Origin of the sequence: Sorangium aterium (genome assembly GCF_028368935.1) — a bacterium.
Lineage (GTDB): Bacteria > Myxococcota_A > Polyangia > Polyangiales > Polyangiaceae > Sorangium > Sorangium atrum.
The window spans coordinates 725,108-742,533 of the sequence record NZ_JAQNDK010000001.1 but is presented as its reverse complement, the minus strand read 5'-3'; the positions used below and the strand labels follow the sequence as shown (position 1 = coordinate 742,533).

Genomic DNA, 17,426 nt, shown 5'->3' with positions numbered 1-17,426 from the left:
CGCCGAGCGCTGCGTCCGCTCCGCGGCTGGCCCGTTCACTCCTTGCCCTGGAGGTAAGCGAGGTACGCGTCGTGGCTCGGCGGTCGACCGAGGAAGCGGGCGACGAGCGCTCCCGCCTCGACGCCGCCGCCCTTCGCGAGCACCTCGTCGCGGAAGGCGCGCGCGACGGCGGGGTTCAGCAGGCCTTCCTTCTTGAAGCGGGTGAGCACGTCGCGCGAGAGCGACAGCGCCCACTGGTAGCCGTAGTAGCCCGCGTCGTAGGTGATGAGGTGTCCGAAGCTCGACTGGAGGTGCGTCCCCTTCACGAACGCGAAGGACTCGTTCGCGCGCTGCGCCTGCTCCACGACCAGGGTCGCGTCGAAGCCAGGATCGCGGGTGTGGAGCTCCAGATCGATCGACGCGAGCGTGAGCTGCCGCTGCGTCGCGAGCGCTCGACCGAAGCCTCGCGCGCGGGTCATCGCCTGGAAGAGGGCGTCCGGGATCTTCTCGCCGGTCGCGTGGTGCTTCGCGAACAGATCGAGCACCTCGCGCGACCACGCCCACTCCTCGAACATCTGGCTCGGCGCCTCGACGAAGTCGCGCACCGTCGCGGTCCCTGAATAGGAGGCCAGCTCCGAGCGCGTCAGGAGGTGGTGCAGCACGTGCCCGAACTCGTGGAAGAACGTCACCACGTCCTCGTGGGACATCAGCGCCGGCTGCGCCCCCGGCTTCGGGAAGTTGCACTCGAGCGCCGCGACGGGGGTCTGCCACGACCCGTCGTCGAGCAGCTTCGCCGTCCGCACGGCGAACATCGCGGCATGTTTGTACTTGTCGGGCCTGCTGTAGAGGTCGAGGTAAAACTTGCCGATCAGCTTGCCCTCGGAGCGCACCTCGTACGCGGTCACGTCGGGGTGCCACGCCTTCGCGGGGACCTCCTTGTACTCGAGGGCGTACATCCTCGCGGTGATGTCCATGAGCCCCTGCTTCACCGCGCCGAGCTCGAGGTAGTCCGAGAGCGCCTGCGAGTCGAACTGGTACGTGGACGCGCGGACACGGTCCTCGAGGAAGTAGCGATCCGAGGGGGGGAGCTTGTCGGTCGGCTTTCCCCCGAGCCGCGCGTGCTCCTTCATCAGCGCGGCGAACTCGGCCTTGGCGGGCTCTTTCAGCGCGGCCCTGACCTGGTCAAGGAAGCCGCGCACGGCGCCGCTCGTCTTGGCCATTCGCGGCTCGATGGCGTAGTCGGCCCAGCTCTTGTAGCCGAGCATCTTCGCCTTCTCGGAGCGGAGCGCGAGGAGGCGATCGATCAGCTTCACGTTCTTCTCGCCGCCGCGGTTGGTGAACAGGACGTAGAGATCGAGCGCGGCCTTGCGGTCCTTGGCGTAGGTGACGAACGGGAAGAAGTCGGGGTAGTCGGTGGTGATCTCGACCTTGCCGTTCGCCTTCGGCGCGTGCTTCGCCACGTACTCCTTGGGCAGCCCCTGGAGGGACGCGGGCGCGATCTCGATCGATGCGGTCGAGGCGGACAGGTTCGACATGAACTCCTGTCCGATGCGGGTGATCTGCTCGTTCACGTCGCGGAGGCGCTGCTGTCGGTCTACCGGCAGCGACAGCCCGTTGCGGCGGAAGTCGCGGAGGACATCGGCGAGCAGCCGGGCGCGCTCACCGTTCAACGCCTCGCGCGCGTCGCCTCTCTCGGCGTACGCCTCGATGACGGCGGCGAGATCGGCGTCCAGCCACATCGCGGTCGTGAACCTGTCGACCTTCGGCTCGCAGAGCCTCGCGGCCTCTCGCACCGCCGCGTCCGGGTGCGCGACCCCCATCAAGTACGGGAACTCGCCCGCGCTGTTCACCTCGAGCGCGGCGTCGTCGAACCGCCCGAGCGTCGCGGCGTAGGTGAGCTTCTCCGGCGGCGCGCCTCGGAGCGCCCGGATCGCGGCGAGGTGCCCCTCTGCGGCGCGCAGGTGCTCGTCGCAGAGCTGCTTCACTCCCTCCACGGTGAGCCCCTGCGCCACGGGATCGAACTCGGCGCGCGGCGTCGGCTCGGGCGGCGCGGTCGTCGCCGGCGTCGACGTCGCCCCCTGCGGCGCGGCGCCGCCGGTCCTGGCCGGCGAGGAGACCTCACCGGTCTGGGTGCCAGCGTTGCAGGCGACGAGCAGGAGAAGGGAGAGGAGCCCTGAGCGCGCGGGTGTGGTGCCGACCTTCATGTCGGTCGGGCTATACCACGGGGAGCGGGGAGGCCCGGGGGCAGCCGCCGGCGATCTGCTCCCGCGGGTCTGCCGACGACGGAGCGCGGTGCCGGCCTTCGAGCGCGGTCTTGCGCCGCGTGCTCCAGAGCACCCGGCGTGAGCGCCCGGTGGACGGGCGCTCACGCCGCGAGGTGCTTCAGACCCTCAGTTGGTCTCCGGCGGCAGGTAAGCGAAGAGGCAGTTGTACCCTCGGCTCGTCACGTCGGCGGCGGGCGTTCCGGCCGATACCTTGACGAGCAACCGGTTGTCCGCCGCGCCCTCCGGGATCGCGACCCGCTCGACGTACAGGTTTTCGTCTTCGGTCTCCGTCGCCGAGTAGGTGGCGGTGTCGATCGGTGCGCCGTCTCCGTTCAGCACCTCGGCGCTGAGCTCGCGGACCCCGGACCCGTTGCGCTGCGCTTCGCAGATGACCGAGAACGTCCAGCCCGCCTCCACGTCGTCGAGGGGGACCGCATAGATGTCGACGTCTGCGGTCTCTCCGTCGACGATCTGCCCCTCGATCGCGTAGCTGACGCCGCCTCCCCCGTTGGGGAAGGAGACCAGGCCGGCTTCCGGCGTCTCAATGACACCGTTGGTCTCGTCCTCGGCCTCGAGGGGATCGGAGTTCGTGCGGTTGTGCAGCAGGATGTAGAAATCGTTCTTTCCCACCTCGCCCGCAGGGCGCTTGACGAAGACGAAGTACTCTTGCCCGGCTTCCACCGGGAGGGCGATATCGCCGCCCGTCGACGGGTCCACCTTCGCGTAGGCGTTGGTCAGATCGGTCGAAGCGAACACGGCGATCTCGCTGACGTCCACCGTCGCGCCGTTGCCCTCGATCCCCGTCGGCTGGTCGGCGATCAGCTGGGCGAGGATGGCGTTGTCGACCGCCGGGGTCTCCGGCGGGGTGAACGAATACACATCGACGTCGGTCGCGCTCTCGAAATTGCCGAACGCGAAGGTGGTGAAGTGGCCCGACTCGTCGTCGTTCAGCTCATAGTGCAGCTGCACGGCCTGCTCGGCGTCATTGTTGGGCTCCGTATCGCCGATGAGGCTATCGGTGTCGCTCTCCGCCACATCGAGCGGGATGAGCCGCAGCCCATAGTCGAAGCTCAGGACGTCCGCCGGGTTGAAGCAACCGTCCGGGAAGGCGAACTGCGGGAAGGCTGCGTTGCAATCCTGGACGACGATGAAGTACTCGCCGTCCGCTGGCAGGACGGTGAGGAGCTCGCTGTCGTTGGTGAAGCCCCGGGCCGGGTCGTCGTTTTGCGCGAGCTGGTTCCCGTCGGCGTCAAGCACCGTGATGACTGTATCGGGGTATGTCGGATCCCGCTCGTCATCCGAAGGCTTCGCGTCGCTCAGGATATACACGGGCTGACCCTTGGCTCCAGTGAAGCTGTAGTAGTCAGCGTCCGTGTCCAGCGGCTCGAGCGTCCCCGAAAGCCAGTTGTCCTCGGGTTGGATCGGCTCCGCTTCCTCGGGGCTATCGTTGCCGTCGTCCACCTCGCCCGCGCCCGTGGAGGTGCTGCCGGCGACGGGGCCGGTGGTCGCGGAGGACGTCGTGGTGCTCCCGGCTCCTCCCTCGCCTCCGCCGCCGTCGCCCTCGTTGCCTCCGCCGCAGCCTGCGGCGGTCGCCGCGATCGTGCCGAGCACGAAGAAACCCAGAAAATGCATCGACTTCATGGCACCTCCAACGTTTTCTATCCCACAGCGACCCCTGGTGTAGCGGCGTGGGAAATATACACCTACGCTTCTGCTCGTCCTGCGCGCCATGGGAGCGCACGCTTTTGACGGGCGGAGATCTGGAGCATACGTAATGGTCGGGTGCTGCTCCACAACCGAATGGTCGAGGTCGGATCGCCCTGTAGAGCTCGGTGGCTGGCGAGTCGGATGGCAATGACTCCGGGCATGACTCCTGAGAAGAGACCCCCATCTTCGCTGGTGCGCTTAACGACTCGGGCGGAACACGAAGTTCGCGGGTGGGCTCACCGGCTCGATTCGCCTCCGGCGGCGCGCACTTCCAGGAGGGATCCGGGGCAGGGGCGAGCCGGCGCCCCGCGGCCGCCCTCTGCTCGCCTCTCGCCGCCGGCTCGGCCGCGTGCTCCGATGGCCGTCGGAGCTTTCGTTATGCCCCGTCACGCGCTCGTCTTGGCCCTGCTGCTCTTCGCTCCCATCCCTGGCTGCTCGCCCGACATCGACGCGTGCGACGTCGTCTGCACGAAGAACGCCGAGTGCCAGACCGACAGCCCTGGAAAGGACACGTGCGTCGCGCTGTGCCTCGAGCTGTCCGACCGCGCGTCCTATGCCACGGCCATCGAGCGCACGGCCGAGTGTTACGAGGAGGAGGACCGGTCCTGCGCCGACCTCGCGGGTGGCGTCTGCGACTATTCGCCGGAGGATTGATCGACGAGGCCCGCCGCCTCGTCGGCGCGCGGCGCGCTTCCTACTCGGCCGCCATGAACGGATAGGCGACCGCGCGCGGCGGGGAGAACGTCTCCTTCACGACCCGGGGGGAGACCCAGCGGAGCAGGTTGAACAGGCTGCCTGCCTTGTCGTTCGTGCCGGAGGCGCGCGCGCCGCCGAACGGCTGCTGTCCGACGACGGCGCCGGTCGGCTTGTCGTTGATGTAGAAATTGCCCGCGGCGAAGCGGAGCGCGTCGCTCGCCGCCTCGATGAACGCCCGATCCCGCGCGAACACGGCGCCGGTCAGGCCATACGGCGACGTCTCGTCGCAGAGCGCGAGCGCCCTGTGCTCCTCGCCGTCGGGGTAGACCCAGACCGTGAGCACCGGCCCGAACAGCTCCTCCGCCATCAGCGGGTGGGCGGATCCGTGGTCTCGATCAGCGTCGGCTCGAGGAACCAGCCGTCGCTCCCGTCGTGCGCGCGCGCGCCGCCGCCGCACACGATCGAGCACGCCGCGTCCGCCTTCGCCGCGGCGATCCGCCCCGTGAGCCGCGCGTGCGCTCGCTCGTCGATCACCGCGCCCATGAAGTTGCGGAAGTCGGCGACGTCCCCGACGCGGATCGCCCGGATGTGGCCCACGAGCCGGTCCTTGAGGGCCGGCCAGAGCGAGCGGGGGATGTACGCGCGCGACGCGGCCGAGCACTTCTGCCCCTGGAATTCGTAGGCGCCCCGGACGAGCGCCACGGCGAGCGCGTCGACGTCGGCGCTCGCGTGCGCGAAGACGAAGTCCTTCCCGCCGGTCTCGCCCACGATCCGCGGGTAGCTGCGGTAGCGCCCGATGTTCTCCCCGATGCGGCGCCAGATCGACTGGAAGACCGCGGTCGAGCCGGTGAAGTGGATGCCGGCGAAGTCCGGATGATCGAGGCACGCGTTCGAGACCAGCTCGGGCGGGCCCATGACGAGGTTGATGACGCCGCGCGGGAGGCCCGCCTCGATCAGCAGCTCCATCACGAAGTGCGCGGAGTACAGCGCGTTCGCGGACGGCTTCCAGACCACGGTGTTGCCCATCAGCGCCGGGGCCGCGCACAGGTTGCCCGCGATCGCGGTGAAGTTGAACGGCGTCGCCGCGAAGACGAAGCCCTCCAGCGGGCGAGGCTCCGCGAGGTTCCAGACGCCGGGCGCGCTCGCCGGCTGCTCCGCCGCGATCCGGTGGGCGAAGTGGACGTTGTAGCGGAAGAAGTCGATGAGCTCGCAGGCCGAGTCGATCTCGGCCTGGTACGCCGTCTTGCTCTGCCCGAGCATCGTCGCCGCGTTGAGCGTGGGGCGGTACCGGGTCGCGAGCAGCTCGGCCGCCTTGAGGAACACGGCGGCGCGCTCGGTCCACGGCGTCCTCGACCAGGCGGGGTGCGCCCGTCGGGCGGCCTCGATCGCGCGCGCGACGTGCTCGGCGCCACCTTGGTGAGCCCGGGCGAGGAGGAGGTCGCGCCGGTGCGGCGCGCGGACCTCGTCGAGCGCTCCAGTCCGGATCGCTTCGCCGTCGATGACCATCGGGATCTCGATCGTCTCCCGCGCCCGGCGGTCGAGCTCCGCCTTGAGGGCCGCGCGTTCCGGGCTGCCAGGCGCGTACGTGAGGACGGGCTCGTTCAGAGGGCTCGGGGGCGTGGCGATGGCGTCGATCATGACGCGAGTCTAGCGGGGGAGCCGAGGGCGCGCAGGCTCCGGCGCCGCTGCTCTCCGCCGCGGCGTGAGCCAGATGGCCACGGCGGAGAGCGCTCGGCGCAATCACGCGATTCACGCGATTCACGCGATTCTAACGATGTCAGGTTTCCGGCGTCCCTCGCCTTGGGCAACGACGACGTCGCCGCTACTCTCGTCCGATGCGCGAGCTCATCACGCCGCCCGATGCGATCCTCGACCCGATCACGGGAGCGGCGCGCGTCGGGTCGTACCGGGGCGATCTCCCCCGCGTCGACCCGGCGCTCCTCGCGCCGCGCTGGCTCGATCGGCTGCTCAAGCACAAGCGATGGGTCTACGTGGCGATCGCGTCCGACGAGGTGTTCGTCGCCGTCGCGGTCGTGCAGCTCGGCTACCTCTCGATCGCGTTCAGCGTCGTCTTCGACAAGGCCGGCCGGCGGCTGCTCGTGGATCGCGCGGCGTTCGGGCCGCCCTTCGCGGCGAGCGTGGGCGAGGCGAGCGGCGAAGGCTGCTCCGCGCGCGTGTGGCTCCCCCACGCGCGCGTGCGGATCGAGCGGCCGCGCAGGGACGCGATGACCGCGGTGACCGCCGCGCTGCGCGGCATCGAGCTCGAGGCGCGGCTCGACGGTCGCGGGGCCCCGCCGGCGCTCTCGGCGATCGCGCAGGCCTCGGATGGCGTCCTGATCACCAGCGAGAAGCGCCTGCTCCTCGGCGTCGAAGGCGAGGCGTCGGTGCTCGGTCGCCGTATCTCCCTCGACGGAGCGATCGCCAGCTACGACTACACGGGCGGCCTCCTGCGGCGCCGCACGACCTGGCGCTGGGCCCTCGCGCTGGGGCGCGCGGAGAGCGGCGAGCGCGTCGGCCTGAACCTGGGCGAAGGCTTCGTCGGCGACGCCGAGTGCGCGATCTGGATCGACGGTGAGCTCATCCCGCTCGCCGAAGGCCGGTTCACCTTCGACGCGGCGCGGCCGCTCGACCCGTGGCGCGTCCGGACCGCGGACGGCGCCGTGGATCTACGCTTCGCCCCCGGCGCGGCGCACTCGAACCACACGAACCTCGGCTTGCTCGCGTCGGAGTTCATGCAGCCGATCGGCCTCTATTCGGGCACGATCCGCCTCCCGGACGGGCGGCTCCTCGAGCTCCGCGACGTCCTTGGCGTCACGGAGGACCAGGACATCACCTGGTAGGGGTCGACGGATCGAGCCGGCGGCTCACCTCGGTCAGCCGCCGCGGCGCTCGGCGATGAGCCTGTCCAGATCGTCCTCGGTGATGAGCTTCGTGCCGTACTTGCGCGCCTTCACCGCCTTGCTCGACGTGGATGCCACGTCGGCGATGACGAGGTAGTTGAGCTCCTTCGTGACGCTGTTCAGCACCCGGCCGCCGTTCGACTCGACGAGGTGGGTGAGCTCGCCGCGGGGGCGCGCGCCCGCGCCGGTGAAGCAGAACGTCAGTCCGGCGAGCGGGCCCTCGGCCTCGGGCGCGACGGGCACGATGCCGGCGGCGAGCAGCCGCGCGATCTCGTCGCTGCGGGCGCGCAGCCCTCGAATGATGCTCGCGGCCTTGATCGCGCCGAGGCCCGGGATGCTGGCGAGCTCGTCCTCGCCGGCGGCGAGCAGCTTCTCGATCGTCGTGTACCCCGCCGACACGAGCAGCCGCGCGGTCTGGATCGCGAACCCCTCGATGCCGAGCGCCGCGAGGAACACCGGCAGCGCGAGCGGGAGGCGGCTCTTCAGCTGCTCCAGGCACTTCGTTGCGCTCTTCTCGCCGCGCCGATCGAGGTCGGCGATGCTCTTGACCGTGAGCTTGTAGAGGTCGAGCGGCTCTCGCACGAGGCCCGCGGCCACCACCTGCTCGATCAGCTTGTCGCCCCACTCCAGCGCGCCGATGGCGTCGATCCAGTTGTGGATGCGCCCCTCGATGAGGGCGCGGCACGCGGCGTTCCGGCAGAGGAGGTACTCTCCCTCGACGACGAGCGGCGCGCTGCAAACCGGGCAGGCCGATGGAGGGACGGCGACGGGGCCGCGCTTCTCGACGACCTCCTCGACGTACGGGATGACGTCGTTGCGGCGCGAGACCAGCACCTCGTCGCCCACCCCGATGCCGAGGCTCCGCACGTTGGCCGAGTTGTGCAGGGAAGCGCGCCGGACGTTCGCGCCGGCGAGCTCCACCGGCTCGACGATCGCCACCGGGGTGACCCGGCCGCTCGGCCCGGTGTCCCACTGGATCGCCACGACCGTCGTCACCTTGGCGGGCGACGCGAATTTGAAGGCGACCGCGCCGCGCGGCCGGCGGTTGACGTCGCCGAGCAGGCCCTGGACGTGGAGCGAGTCCACATAGACGACGAGCCCGTCGATCTCGTAGTCGAGGCCTGCGCGGAGCTCGCTCGAGTAGCGCCGGTAGAGCTTCACGACGTCATCGACGCTGCCGTACGCGGTCTGCGGCGTCGCGAAGCCGAGCTCGCGCAGCCAGGCGAAGCGCGCCCGGCACGTCGGGATCTCGAGGTGATCGGCGACATCGTAGAAGAGCACGGTGCAGTGCTCCGCCCCCTGGCCGTCGAACCGCTTGGCCGCGCCCGCGGCCATGTTGCGCGGGCTGGTGACGCCGGGGAAGTGGCGCTTCATGTCCGAGAGGCGAAGGATGATCTCTCCGCGCACGGACAGCCGGCCCTTCTCCCGGATCCGCGAGGGGATCCCCTTCATCCGCGCGACGTTCGCGGTGATCCGCTCGCCCCAGTCGCCGTCGCCGCGGGTGATGGCGTCGACGAGCTTGCCGCCCTTGTAGATGACCTCGATGGAGATGCCGTCGAGCTTCTCCGCCACGAAGAGGTCACCCGCGACGCTCGAGATGGATCCCGGCGCCGGCGGCGCCGCGCCCGTGCCGCCGTGCCCGTCCTTCACGAGGATCTCGTCGCACCGGGCGACCCAGCCCAGGAGCTCGTCCTCGGAGACGACCTTGTTGAGCGAGCCCATCGGGATCTCGTGCCGCGCCTTCTCCCACTCGGTGATCAGCGAGGCCGAGCCGACCCGGGCGAGCACCGGGTGCGCCGGATCGAGGGCGCGGAGCTCGTCCTCAAGGGCGTCGAACGCCGCGTCCGAGATCTCGGGGCGCCCCGCGTAGTAGCTCGCCCTGTATTTCTCGACGCGCTCGGCGAGCTCCTCGATCCTCGCCTTGTGCTTCGGATCCGTCGCGAGCCCGCCCTGAAGCGCGTCGCGCGCTCCGGCGTCGTCGTGGTGTGCCTGCGTCATCGCTTGCCTCGGCTCACTCGAGCTCCGTGTCGCCGGCGCGCCGGGCGGCGGCGAAGAGATCCCCCATGTCCATCGCGAGCTCGGACGGGAGCTCGTCTTCCCGGAACAGCCTTGCCTCGCGGATCTCGAGCGGGTTTTGCGGGGGGCGCGTCGGCGCGGCGATCCGGGCGGTGACGACGACCGTCACGGCGTGGAAGCGGACGTCGCGATCAGGCCGCGAGTACACGCCCACGACCCGCCCGAGCTCGACCTCGGTGACGCCGGCCTCCTCGGCGAGCTCCCGCACGATGCTGTCGCGGAGCGTCTCTCCCCATTCCAGGGTGCCTCCCGGGAGCGCCCAGGTTCCGGTGTCGCTGCGGCGAACGAGCAGCCACCGGCCGTCGGCGGTCTGAGCGGCGGCGGCGATCCCGACGACAGGTCGCCGGAGCAGCGCGCGGGCGACCTCCTTGGCGAGGGCGAGCACGGAGCGCGGCAACAGCGACAGGGGAGCGATTTCCATGAGAATTTTTGTGACGTGCGGGGAAAGCATAGGAGCGATCGGGCGCCGCCGGGAGAGGGTTCCGTGCGGCCTCGGCGGATCCTGCGGACGTCCATGAGCCGTGCGGCTCAGGCTCGGTCGCGGGAGAGAGGCAGGCTACGCTCGTCCCCATCATGGCGATCGTGCGGAGGGCGATGCGCGCTCCTGTCGGGTTGTACGGCTGCGCTGTCCGCTACGGCGTGATGGCCTTCGGGGCGGCGCTCGCGCTCGCGTCGCTCCCGAGCTGCTCCGACGAGCGGCCCCCGCCGCCGCGCCCTCAGGCGGGCAGCTCCACCAGCGCAGGCGCCTCGGGGGGAGCGCCGCCCGATATGGGCGCCGACGAGGGGCCCGCGAATGTCTGCGAGTGCCTCGCGGCCTATGGCGGCGAGGCCGGGCGCTGCGGCGATTGCTTCAACGAGCATGCGTCCCGCGGTGGGCGCTGCGAGGCGGAGCTCGCGGCGTGCGACGGGGAGCCTGAGTGCAGGCCGATCAGCCTGTGCCTCAAGGGGTGCGGCCACAACAAAGCCTGCCAGACGGCGTGCGTGTTCCCGGACGATGCGGGCGCCGCTCACCGGATGTTCCAGCGGGTGCTCGCCTGTGTGTGCGCCGCGTGCGGCGCCAGGTGCGCCTACTCGGGCGCGCCGCTCGAGTGCGCTGCGCCCGACGAGGTGGACGGCGGCGGTGGAGCCGCGGGCGCCGGCGGGGCAGGTGGTGCTGGCGCCGGCGGGGCCGCGGGTGTCGGCGGGGTAGGTGGCGCTGGCGCCGGCGGGGCAGACGGCGCTGGCACCGGCGGGGCTGCGGGAGCGTCCGGAGATCCAGGAATCTGATGAGCCCTCCGCTCCGCTCCGGCGCGTGGTCCGCGCCGGTTCCCCATGCGGTAGGCTTGCCGCATGGAGAAACCGGTGATCTGGGCGGCCCTTCAGCTCTCCAGCCAGGAGAACGCGAGCGAGAACCTGGCGCGGGTCGAGGTGCTCGTCGTGGAGGCGGCGCGCCGTGGGGCGACGACGGTCGTGCTGCCCGAGAACTTCGCGTACATGGGCAACGAGGAGGGGAAGCGCAACATCGCGGAGGACCTCGACGCCGGTGGCGGTCCGATCGCGCGTCGTCTCGCCGACGCGGCGCGCTCCGCCCGGGTGACCATCGTGGCCGGCGGCTTCCCTGAGCGCGCGCACGATCCGGCGCGGCCGTACAACACCTGCGCGGTCTTCGGGCCCGACGGCCGGCTCACCGCGCGCTACCGGAAGATACACCTCTTCGACGTCGAGATTGCCGACGGAACGAAATACCGCGAGTCGGCGTCGACGACCGCCGGGGAGCGCCCCGTCGTCACCGAGATCGACGGCGTGAAGCTCGGGCTCTCGATCTGCTACGACGTCCGGTTTCCGGAGCTCTACCGCGCGCTCTCGTCCGCGGGCGCAGAGGCGATCGCCGTCCCTGCGGCGTTCACCCTGCTCACCGGCAAGGACCACTGGCTGGTCTTGCTCCGCGCCCGGGCCATCGAGGCTCAGGCGTACGTGGTGGCCGCGGCGCAGTGGGGCAAGCATCCAGGCGGGCGGGCGACGTTCGGGAAATCGTGCGTCATCGATCCGTGGGGTGAGGTGATCGCGCAGGCCTCGGAAGGGGAGGGGATCGCGATGGCGATGCTCGACCCCTCCTACCTCGATCGCGTCAGGGCGAACCTACCTTCGCTCACGCACCGGAGGCTCTGATCGTCATGTCATGGGGGTAAGCACTTTGTCCTCGCACCGGAGGTCGCGTGCCGGCGCTTCCTATGGCCGATCTCTGCCGTCTGCTCACTCGGCAGAGGCGTCGCTCGGCTCCGCCTCTTCGGCCGAGGGCGGCGTGCTGCCGCGCTTGGACAGGAGGGCGCGGAGCTCTGCAGGCCTGCGGAAGCCGATGCGGCGGGCGACCTCTCCCTCGGTTAGCCCCTCATGCAGGAGCGCTCGCGCGCGCTCCGCACGCACCTCATCGTAATAGACGTGGGGCGATGACCCGAAGGCGGCGCGGAAGAGCCGTGCGAAGTGAAACTCGGACAGATCGAGGTCCAGCGCGACCTCGTAGGAACGGATCCTCTGGCCTGCTTCCGCGGCGCTGCGGATGCGGTCGCGGCCGAGCAGGATCCGCTCCGAGGTACTGCGCGGGAGCGGGGCTGCGGAGCGCAGTGGTGGCGAGGATCGCGAGGCGCCGGTCGCTGCAGCGCGCTCGCGCGGCGGCTGCGCGCTGAGGCTCGGCGCAGCGACGCCAGGCGTGGGGAGCGACGCCGGCCGAACGGCAGGCGCGCCGCTCGGAACCGACAGGGAACATGCGGCCGGCATGCTGTGGGACGAGGAGGGTGCGATCGGAGTCGAGATGGGAAGCGCAGTCGTCACGAGTACCTCTCCAGCGGTGTAAGGGCGGTGTCTCGCGGTCATCGCGGCCACCGGCGCGACGTATTGCAACCAGCAGGCCGCAAGCTGACGCAGCGCTCTCGGCTCACGCGGTTCGGCATTCAGCAGCACAAAATGCCGCGATTGCCCGGCAACCTGCTCGCGACGTCCGACGGGGTGTGGCCTGCCGTTCACGTGGCACAGGCGCCAGAGATCACCCGCGGTTGGCACATTGTGTCTTCACGACGTGCGCGCCGTGGCGGTCGCCTGCAGCGCGACATCCTCGCGGCGAGCTCATGACGGTCATTGGAAATGAATGCGGGAGCGCGCTCCCGCATCCAACGACGTCCGCGCGAGGCGCGGAGTCTCCGCGACCTCTCGAACGAAGGATCGATGTCAGACGTCGATCTCGGCGTTCGGCGCGCGCTCCATGATGAAGCGGAAGCGCGCCTGGGCGTCCTTGCCCATCAGCTCGTTCAGGATGCGATCGGTCTCGATCTCTCCCTCGATCACGACGCGCAGCGCGCGCCGGCGTCGGATGTCGAGCGTGGTCGCCTTGAGGTCCTCCGCGGGCATCTCGCCGAGCCCCTTGAACCGCGAGATATCCGCCTTGGCCGTCTTGGGGAGCTTCGCGAGGACCCGGTCGCGCTCCGCATCGTCGAGCGCCCAGTGCGTCTCCTTGGCGACATCGATCCTGTAGAGCGGCGGCTGCGCGAGGAACACGTGCCCGCCGCGGAGCAGGCCGGGCAGGTGCCGGTAGAAGAACGTCAGCAGCAGCGTCGCGATGTGCTGGCCGTCGCTGTCGGCGTCCATGAGTAGAAAAATCCTTCCATAACGCAACTTGGAGGCATCGAAGTCCTTTCCAAAGCCGCAGCCCAGCGCGCTCACGATGTCCTGGAGCTCCTTGTTGCCGAGCACCTTCGATGTCGAGGCCTGCTCCGCGTTGAGCACCTTGCCCCGGAGCGGGAGGATCGCCTGGGTCCGGCGATCGCGGCCCTGCTTGGCCGAGCCACCGGCGCTGTCGCCCTCGACGATGAAGAGCTCGCTCTCGCTCGGATCGGTCGAGGCGCAATCGGCGAGCTTCCCCGGCAGGTTGAGCCGGTGCGACACCGGCGTCTTGCGCAGGACCTGCTGGGTCGCCTCGCGTCGCGCCTCCCTGGCGCGCGCCGCCAGGATCGCGCGGGCCACGATCGACTCGCCGGCCGTGCCGTTGTGGAGCATCCACTGCTCGAGCGCCGGCCGGACCATGCCCTCGACCGCCGGCCCAGCCTCCGCGTTGTTGAGTCGATCCTTCGTCTGCCCCTGGAACTGCGGGTCCTGGATGTAGATGGACAGGACACCCACGATCCCCTCGCGGATGTCGTCGGCCGTCAGCGTCACCCCCTTCGGCTGGACCTTCTTCGCGTCCATGAACGCGCGGACCGCCTTCACGATCGCGGCGCCGAAGCCGGACTCGTGCGCCCCGCCCGCGTGCGTGGGGATGCCGTTGACGTACGACTTCACGTACTCGTCGGTCGACTCGGTCCACTGGAGCGCGGCCTCCAGGCGGATCTCGCCCTCGCGCGCGACGTAGAAGATGGTCGGGTGCGTCACCGCCTTGCCGCGCTGGGCGATCAGCTTCGGCAAGAAGTCCGCGATGCCGTTCGGGTGGAGGAGCTCGATCGACTCTCCGGACGAGAGATCGCGGAACGCGATCTCGAGCCCTCCATGGAGGTACGCCTTGGCCTCCAGGCGCTCGCGGATGGTCTCGGGATCGAAGCGCCGGCCCTGCCCGAAGATCTCCGGATCGGGTCGGAAATGGACGCTCGTGCCGTGCTTGCGGGTGGGCGCGCCCTTCTTGAGCTTGCTGGTCGGCGCGCCGCGCGAGAACGTCTGCTGGTGCTCGAAGCCGTCGCGCAGCACCCGGACCTCGACGAGCTCGGAGAGCGCGTTGACGACGCTCGAGCCGACGCCGTGGAGCCCACCTGAGACCTTGTAGTTGTCGCTCCCGAACTTCCCGCCCGCGTGCAGCGTGCAGAGGATGAGCTCGAGCGCGGGGCGCTTGTACCTGGGATGGATGTCCACGGGGAAGCCGCGCCCGTCGTCGGTCACGGTGGCGCCCTGCAGATCGGCGTCGAGCGTCACCTCGATCCGCTTCGCGTGCCCGTTGATGGCCTCGTCGACGGCGTTGTCGACGATCTCCCAGAGCAGGTGGTGGTAGCCCCTGACGTCCGTGCCGCCGATGTACATGGCGGGGCGCTTGCGGACGGGCTCCAGCCCCTCGAGCACCTCGATGTCAGCGGCCGTGTAACGTGCGCCCGAAGCGGCGCGGACCGGGGGATTCGTGGCGGCCATGTTCAGCTCACCTCCAGCGTCGGTACGACGACGGCCGGCGGCACCACGCGGACGAAGCGGTCGCGTCGTGCGACCGGCTCGCCCTGCGTGCCGCGCTGGCCGGCGATTCTGCTCGCGGCGATCTCGAGCGTCTTGCCCTTCTCCGTCTCGACCGTGATCGCGTCGTTCGGCCCGAGGGCGAGCGCGGCGCCGACCAGGCGCTCCCCCTCGGCGACCCGCATCACGACCGAGCCCTTGCCCGGGCCCGAGAGCAGCGCGAGCTCCTCCACGGCCACGCTGAGCGCCCAGGCGTCGCTCGACGCGCAGAGCACCCGGTCGGCGCCGTCCACCGCATGGACGAAGAGCACCTCGTCGCCCTCGTTCAGCTTGGCGAAGCGGCGCCCGGAGCGCGTCGACGGATCGCGGTGCGGCCGCAGCGAGAACCTGAAGCCGAGGCCTCCTCGGGTGATCGCCAGCGCGAAGGGCGGCTCTGGCTCGGCGGAGTCCGGGGTCTGCGCCGGGACGTCGAGCGCCCTCGGATCGAAGGACATCTGCGCGATCAGCCGCTCGCCGTCGGCCAGCTTGAACAGCTTCTGCACGGGATCGCCGTAACCGGTCGACTGCGGCACGTCGTGGATGCGGCACACGTAGCACGCGCCGAGGTTCGAGAAGAACGCGACCGTCGACCGCGTCGAGCCGGCGACGACCGCGAGGACGCTGTCTCCCTCGCGGATGCGCGTCGAGGCGAGATCCTTCACCTCGCGGACCCGCTTCACCCAGCCCTGCGCCGAGAGGATCACGTTCGCGTCCTCGGCCACGATGAAGTCCTCGGCCTGGTACTCGGGCTCGTCGATCGAGCCGACCACCTTCGTGCGGCGCTTCTCGCCGTAGGATCCCTTGATCTCGACGAGCTCGTCGCGGACGATGCCCCAGCGCTTCGCGTCGCTCCGGAGCAGCCCTTCGATCCGCTTGGCCTCGGCGCGCTTCTCGCCGAGATCCTTCTGCACGAGCAGGATCTCGAGCCGCGCCAGCCTGTAGAGCTTGAGCTCGAGGATCGCGTCCGTCTGCTCCTCGTTGAGGGTGAAGCGCTTCATCAGCTTCTCGGCCGCGTCGGCCTTGCCCTCGCTCTTGCGGATGATCCGGATCACCTCGTCGAGCGCGTCGAAGATCTTCTCGAACCCCTCGAGGATCGTGATCCGCCGCCTCAGCTCGCCGAGCTCGAACTCGAGCCGCCGCGTCACCGTCGCGTAGCGGAAGTCGAGGAACTTCGTCAGGATCTCGTGCAGGCCGAGCCGCCGCGGCGCGGCGATCTCCGCGCTGTCGGTGGGCACGAGGCAGGTGAGGTTCACCTGCACGTTGATCGCGAGCGGCGTCTGTTTGTAGAGGTACGCCATCACGAGCTGCGCGTCGGCGCCGCGCTTGAGCTCCATCACGATGCGCACCTCGCCGGTCGACTCGTCGCGCACGTCCACGAGCGTCGGCAGCTTCTTGGAGAGGATCACCTCGGCGATCTTCTCGACGATGGCCTTCCGCTCGACGCCGTACGGGATGGAGGTGATCACGATCTGCGGAGCGGCGCCGCGCTTGCCGTCGCCCTCTTCCAGCTGCCACTCGCCGCGGAGCTTCAGCGAGCCCTGGCCGGCCGTGTAGACGGCCTCGAGCTCCTTCTTCGTCGCGTGCAGCTGACCTCCGGTCGGGAAATCCGGCCCCTTCACGTACGACAGCAGCCGGTGCGTGGTGAGCTCGCGGTTCTCGATCAGCGCGACGCACGCGTCGATCACCTCGCCCAGGTTGTGCGGCGGGATGCTCGTCGCCATCCCGACCGCGATCCCCTGCGAGCCGTTCACGAGGAGGTTGGGGAAGCGCGACGGGAGGACGATCGGCTCGAAGCGGGTCCCGTCGTAGTTGGGACGAAAATCCACGGTGCGCTGGCCGAGCTCGCTGAGAAGCTCCAGCGCGAGGGGCCGGAGCTTCGCCTCGGTGTAACGCATCGCGGCGGGCGCATCGCCGTCCACGGAGCCGAAGTTCCCGTGGCCGGCGATGAGCGGCGCCCGCATCACGAAGTCCTGCGCGAGCCGGACCATCGCGTCGTAGATCGCGACGTCGCCGTGCGGGTGGTACTTGCCCATCACGTCACCGACGACCGCGGCGCTCTTCCGGTACTTCGCGTCCGGACCGAGGTGCAGGTCGTGCAGCATCGCGTAGAGGATGCGGCGCTGCACCGGCTTCAACCCGTCGCGGACATCGGGCAGCGCGCGCGACGTGATGACGCTGAGCGCATAGTTCAGGTACCGGCGCTGCGCCTCTTCGGCGAGCGAGGTGTCGGGCGCCGGGGGCGGCGGCGGCTCGCTGTCACCGGGCCGGCCGCCACGGCGGCCCTTGCGGGACGCGTCACCGTCGGACGGAAGGGAGGGGGTTCGAGACACGCGATGCTCCAGGGAGTGCGCGGGCACCGACGAACAGGTGCTCCGATGTTCAGGTGAACGCTAGCGAGCCTCGGCAATTACCCAGGGGCTCGCGCTCGGTCAAGGCTGCCTCGCGGGAATTTCTGGCGGCGAGTGCTCGCCTGCGCTCGTGCGGACCCTGGCATAGCGTCAGACGGCCGCGAGATCGACCCGAACACAGAGCAGCGGAGCGCGACCTGACGACCGCGCCTTGATTTCGGCGTCCGCCCTTGAGACTCACG

11 protein-coding genes and 1 pseudogene are annotated in these 17,426 nt (G+C 70.1%); 4 read left to right on the top strand and 8 right to left on the bottom strand.

What is annotated here, in order from left to right:
- Positions 1-35: 35 nt before the first annotated feature.
- Entirely contained in the window at positions 36-2,183 is a 2,148-nt protein-coding gene (locus POL72_RS02545) for a M3 family metallopeptidase (RefSeq protein ID WP_272093382.1), read from the bottom strand.
- A gap of 186 nt (positions 2,184-2,369) precedes the next feature.
- On the bottom strand, positions 2,370-3,884 hold the full coding sequence (locus tag POL72_RS02540; RefSeq protein WP_272093381.1) for a PPC domain-containing protein: 1,515 nt from the start codon (positions 3,882-3,884) through the stop codon (positions 2,370-2,372).
- A 444-nt stretch (positions 3,885-4,328) separates the two neighbouring features.
- Between POL72_RS02540 and POL72_RS02535 the strand changes: the two genes are divergently transcribed.
- Positions 4,329-4,604 (top strand): hypothetical protein, encoded by a 276-nt coding sequence (locus tag POL72_RS02535; protein WP_272093380.1) that lies wholly within the window; start codon positions 4,329-4,331, stop codon positions 4,602-4,604.
- 40 nt (positions 4,605-4,644) lie between these two features.
- On the opposite strand, the pseudogene pruA reads toward POL72_RS02535, so the two are convergent.
- Positions 4,645-6,152: pseudogene (gene pruA, locus POL72_RS02530) on the bottom strand (L-glutamate gamma-semialdehyde dehydrogenase).
- Positions 6,153-6,481: 329 nt separating this feature from the next.
- Between pruA and POL72_RS02525 the strand changes: the two are divergent.
- Entirely contained in the window at positions 6,482-7,486 is a 1,005-nt protein-coding gene (locus tag POL72_RS02525) for a DUF2804 domain-containing protein (protein ID WP_272093379.1), read from the top strand.
- Positions 7,487-7,519: 33 nt separating this feature from the next.
- On the opposite strand, the gene ligA is transcribed toward POL72_RS02525, so the two are convergent.
- Together ligA and POL72_RS02515 are read right to left on the bottom strand one after the other, a co-directional pair.
- Positions 7,520-9,544, bottom strand: a complete 2,025-nt coding sequence (gene ligA, locus POL72_RS02520; RefSeq protein WP_272093378.1) for an NAD-dependent DNA ligase LigA — start codon at positions 9,542-9,544, stop codon at positions 7,520-7,522.
- A 13-nt stretch (positions 9,545-9,557) separates the two neighbouring features.
- Positions 9,558-10,043 carry an NUDIX hydrolase gene (locus tag POL72_RS02515; protein ID WP_272093377.1) on the bottom strand — a complete coding sequence of 162 codons (486 nt, stop codon included), beginning with the start codon at positions 10,041-10,043 and terminating at the stop codon, positions 9,558-9,560.
- A 173-nt stretch (positions 10,044-10,216) separates the two neighbouring features.
- Between POL72_RS02515 and POL72_RS02510 the strand changes: the two genes are divergently transcribed.
- Both POL72_RS02510 and POL72_RS02505 read left to right on the top strand, forming a co-directional pair.
- Complete coding sequence (locus POL72_RS02510) at positions 10,217-10,888, top strand: hypothetical protein (protein WP_272093376.1); 672 nt, start codon at positions 10,217-10,219, stop codon at positions 10,886-10,888.
- A gap of 63 nt (positions 10,889-10,951) precedes the next feature.
- Positions 10,952-11,770, top strand: coding sequence for a carbon-nitrogen hydrolase family protein (locus POL72_RS02505; RefSeq protein ID WP_272093375.1), 819 nt, complete (start codon positions 10,952-10,954; stop codon positions 11,768-11,770).
- A gap of 84 nt (positions 11,771-11,854) precedes the next feature.
- On the opposite strand, the gene POL72_RS02500 is transcribed toward POL72_RS02505, so the two are convergent.
- The 3 genes from POL72_RS02500 to POL72_RS02490 all read right to left on the bottom strand — a co-directional run bounded on the left by POL72_RS02500 (position 11,855) and on the right by POL72_RS02490 (position 17,166).
- Positions 11,855-12,430 (bottom strand): helix-turn-helix domain-containing protein, encoded by a 576-nt coding sequence (locus tag POL72_RS02500; protein ID WP_272093374.1) that lies wholly within the window; start codon positions 12,428-12,430, stop codon positions 11,855-11,857.
- A gap of 393 nt (positions 12,431-12,823) precedes the next feature.
- The gene (locus POL72_RS02495) at positions 12,824-14,761 is read right to left on the bottom strand and encodes a DNA gyrase/topoisomerase IV subunit B (RefSeq protein WP_272093373.1); all 1,938 of its coding nucleotides are present in this window, start codon (positions 14,759-14,761) and stop codon (positions 12,824-12,826) included.
- Between the two features lie 2 nt (positions 14,762-14,763).
- On the bottom strand, positions 14,764-17,166 hold the full coding sequence (locus POL72_RS02490; protein ID WP_272093372.1) for a DNA gyrase/topoisomerase IV subunit A: 2,403 nt from the start codon (positions 17,164-17,166) through the stop codon (positions 14,764-14,766).
- Positions 17,167-17,426 lie beyond the last annotated feature (260 nt).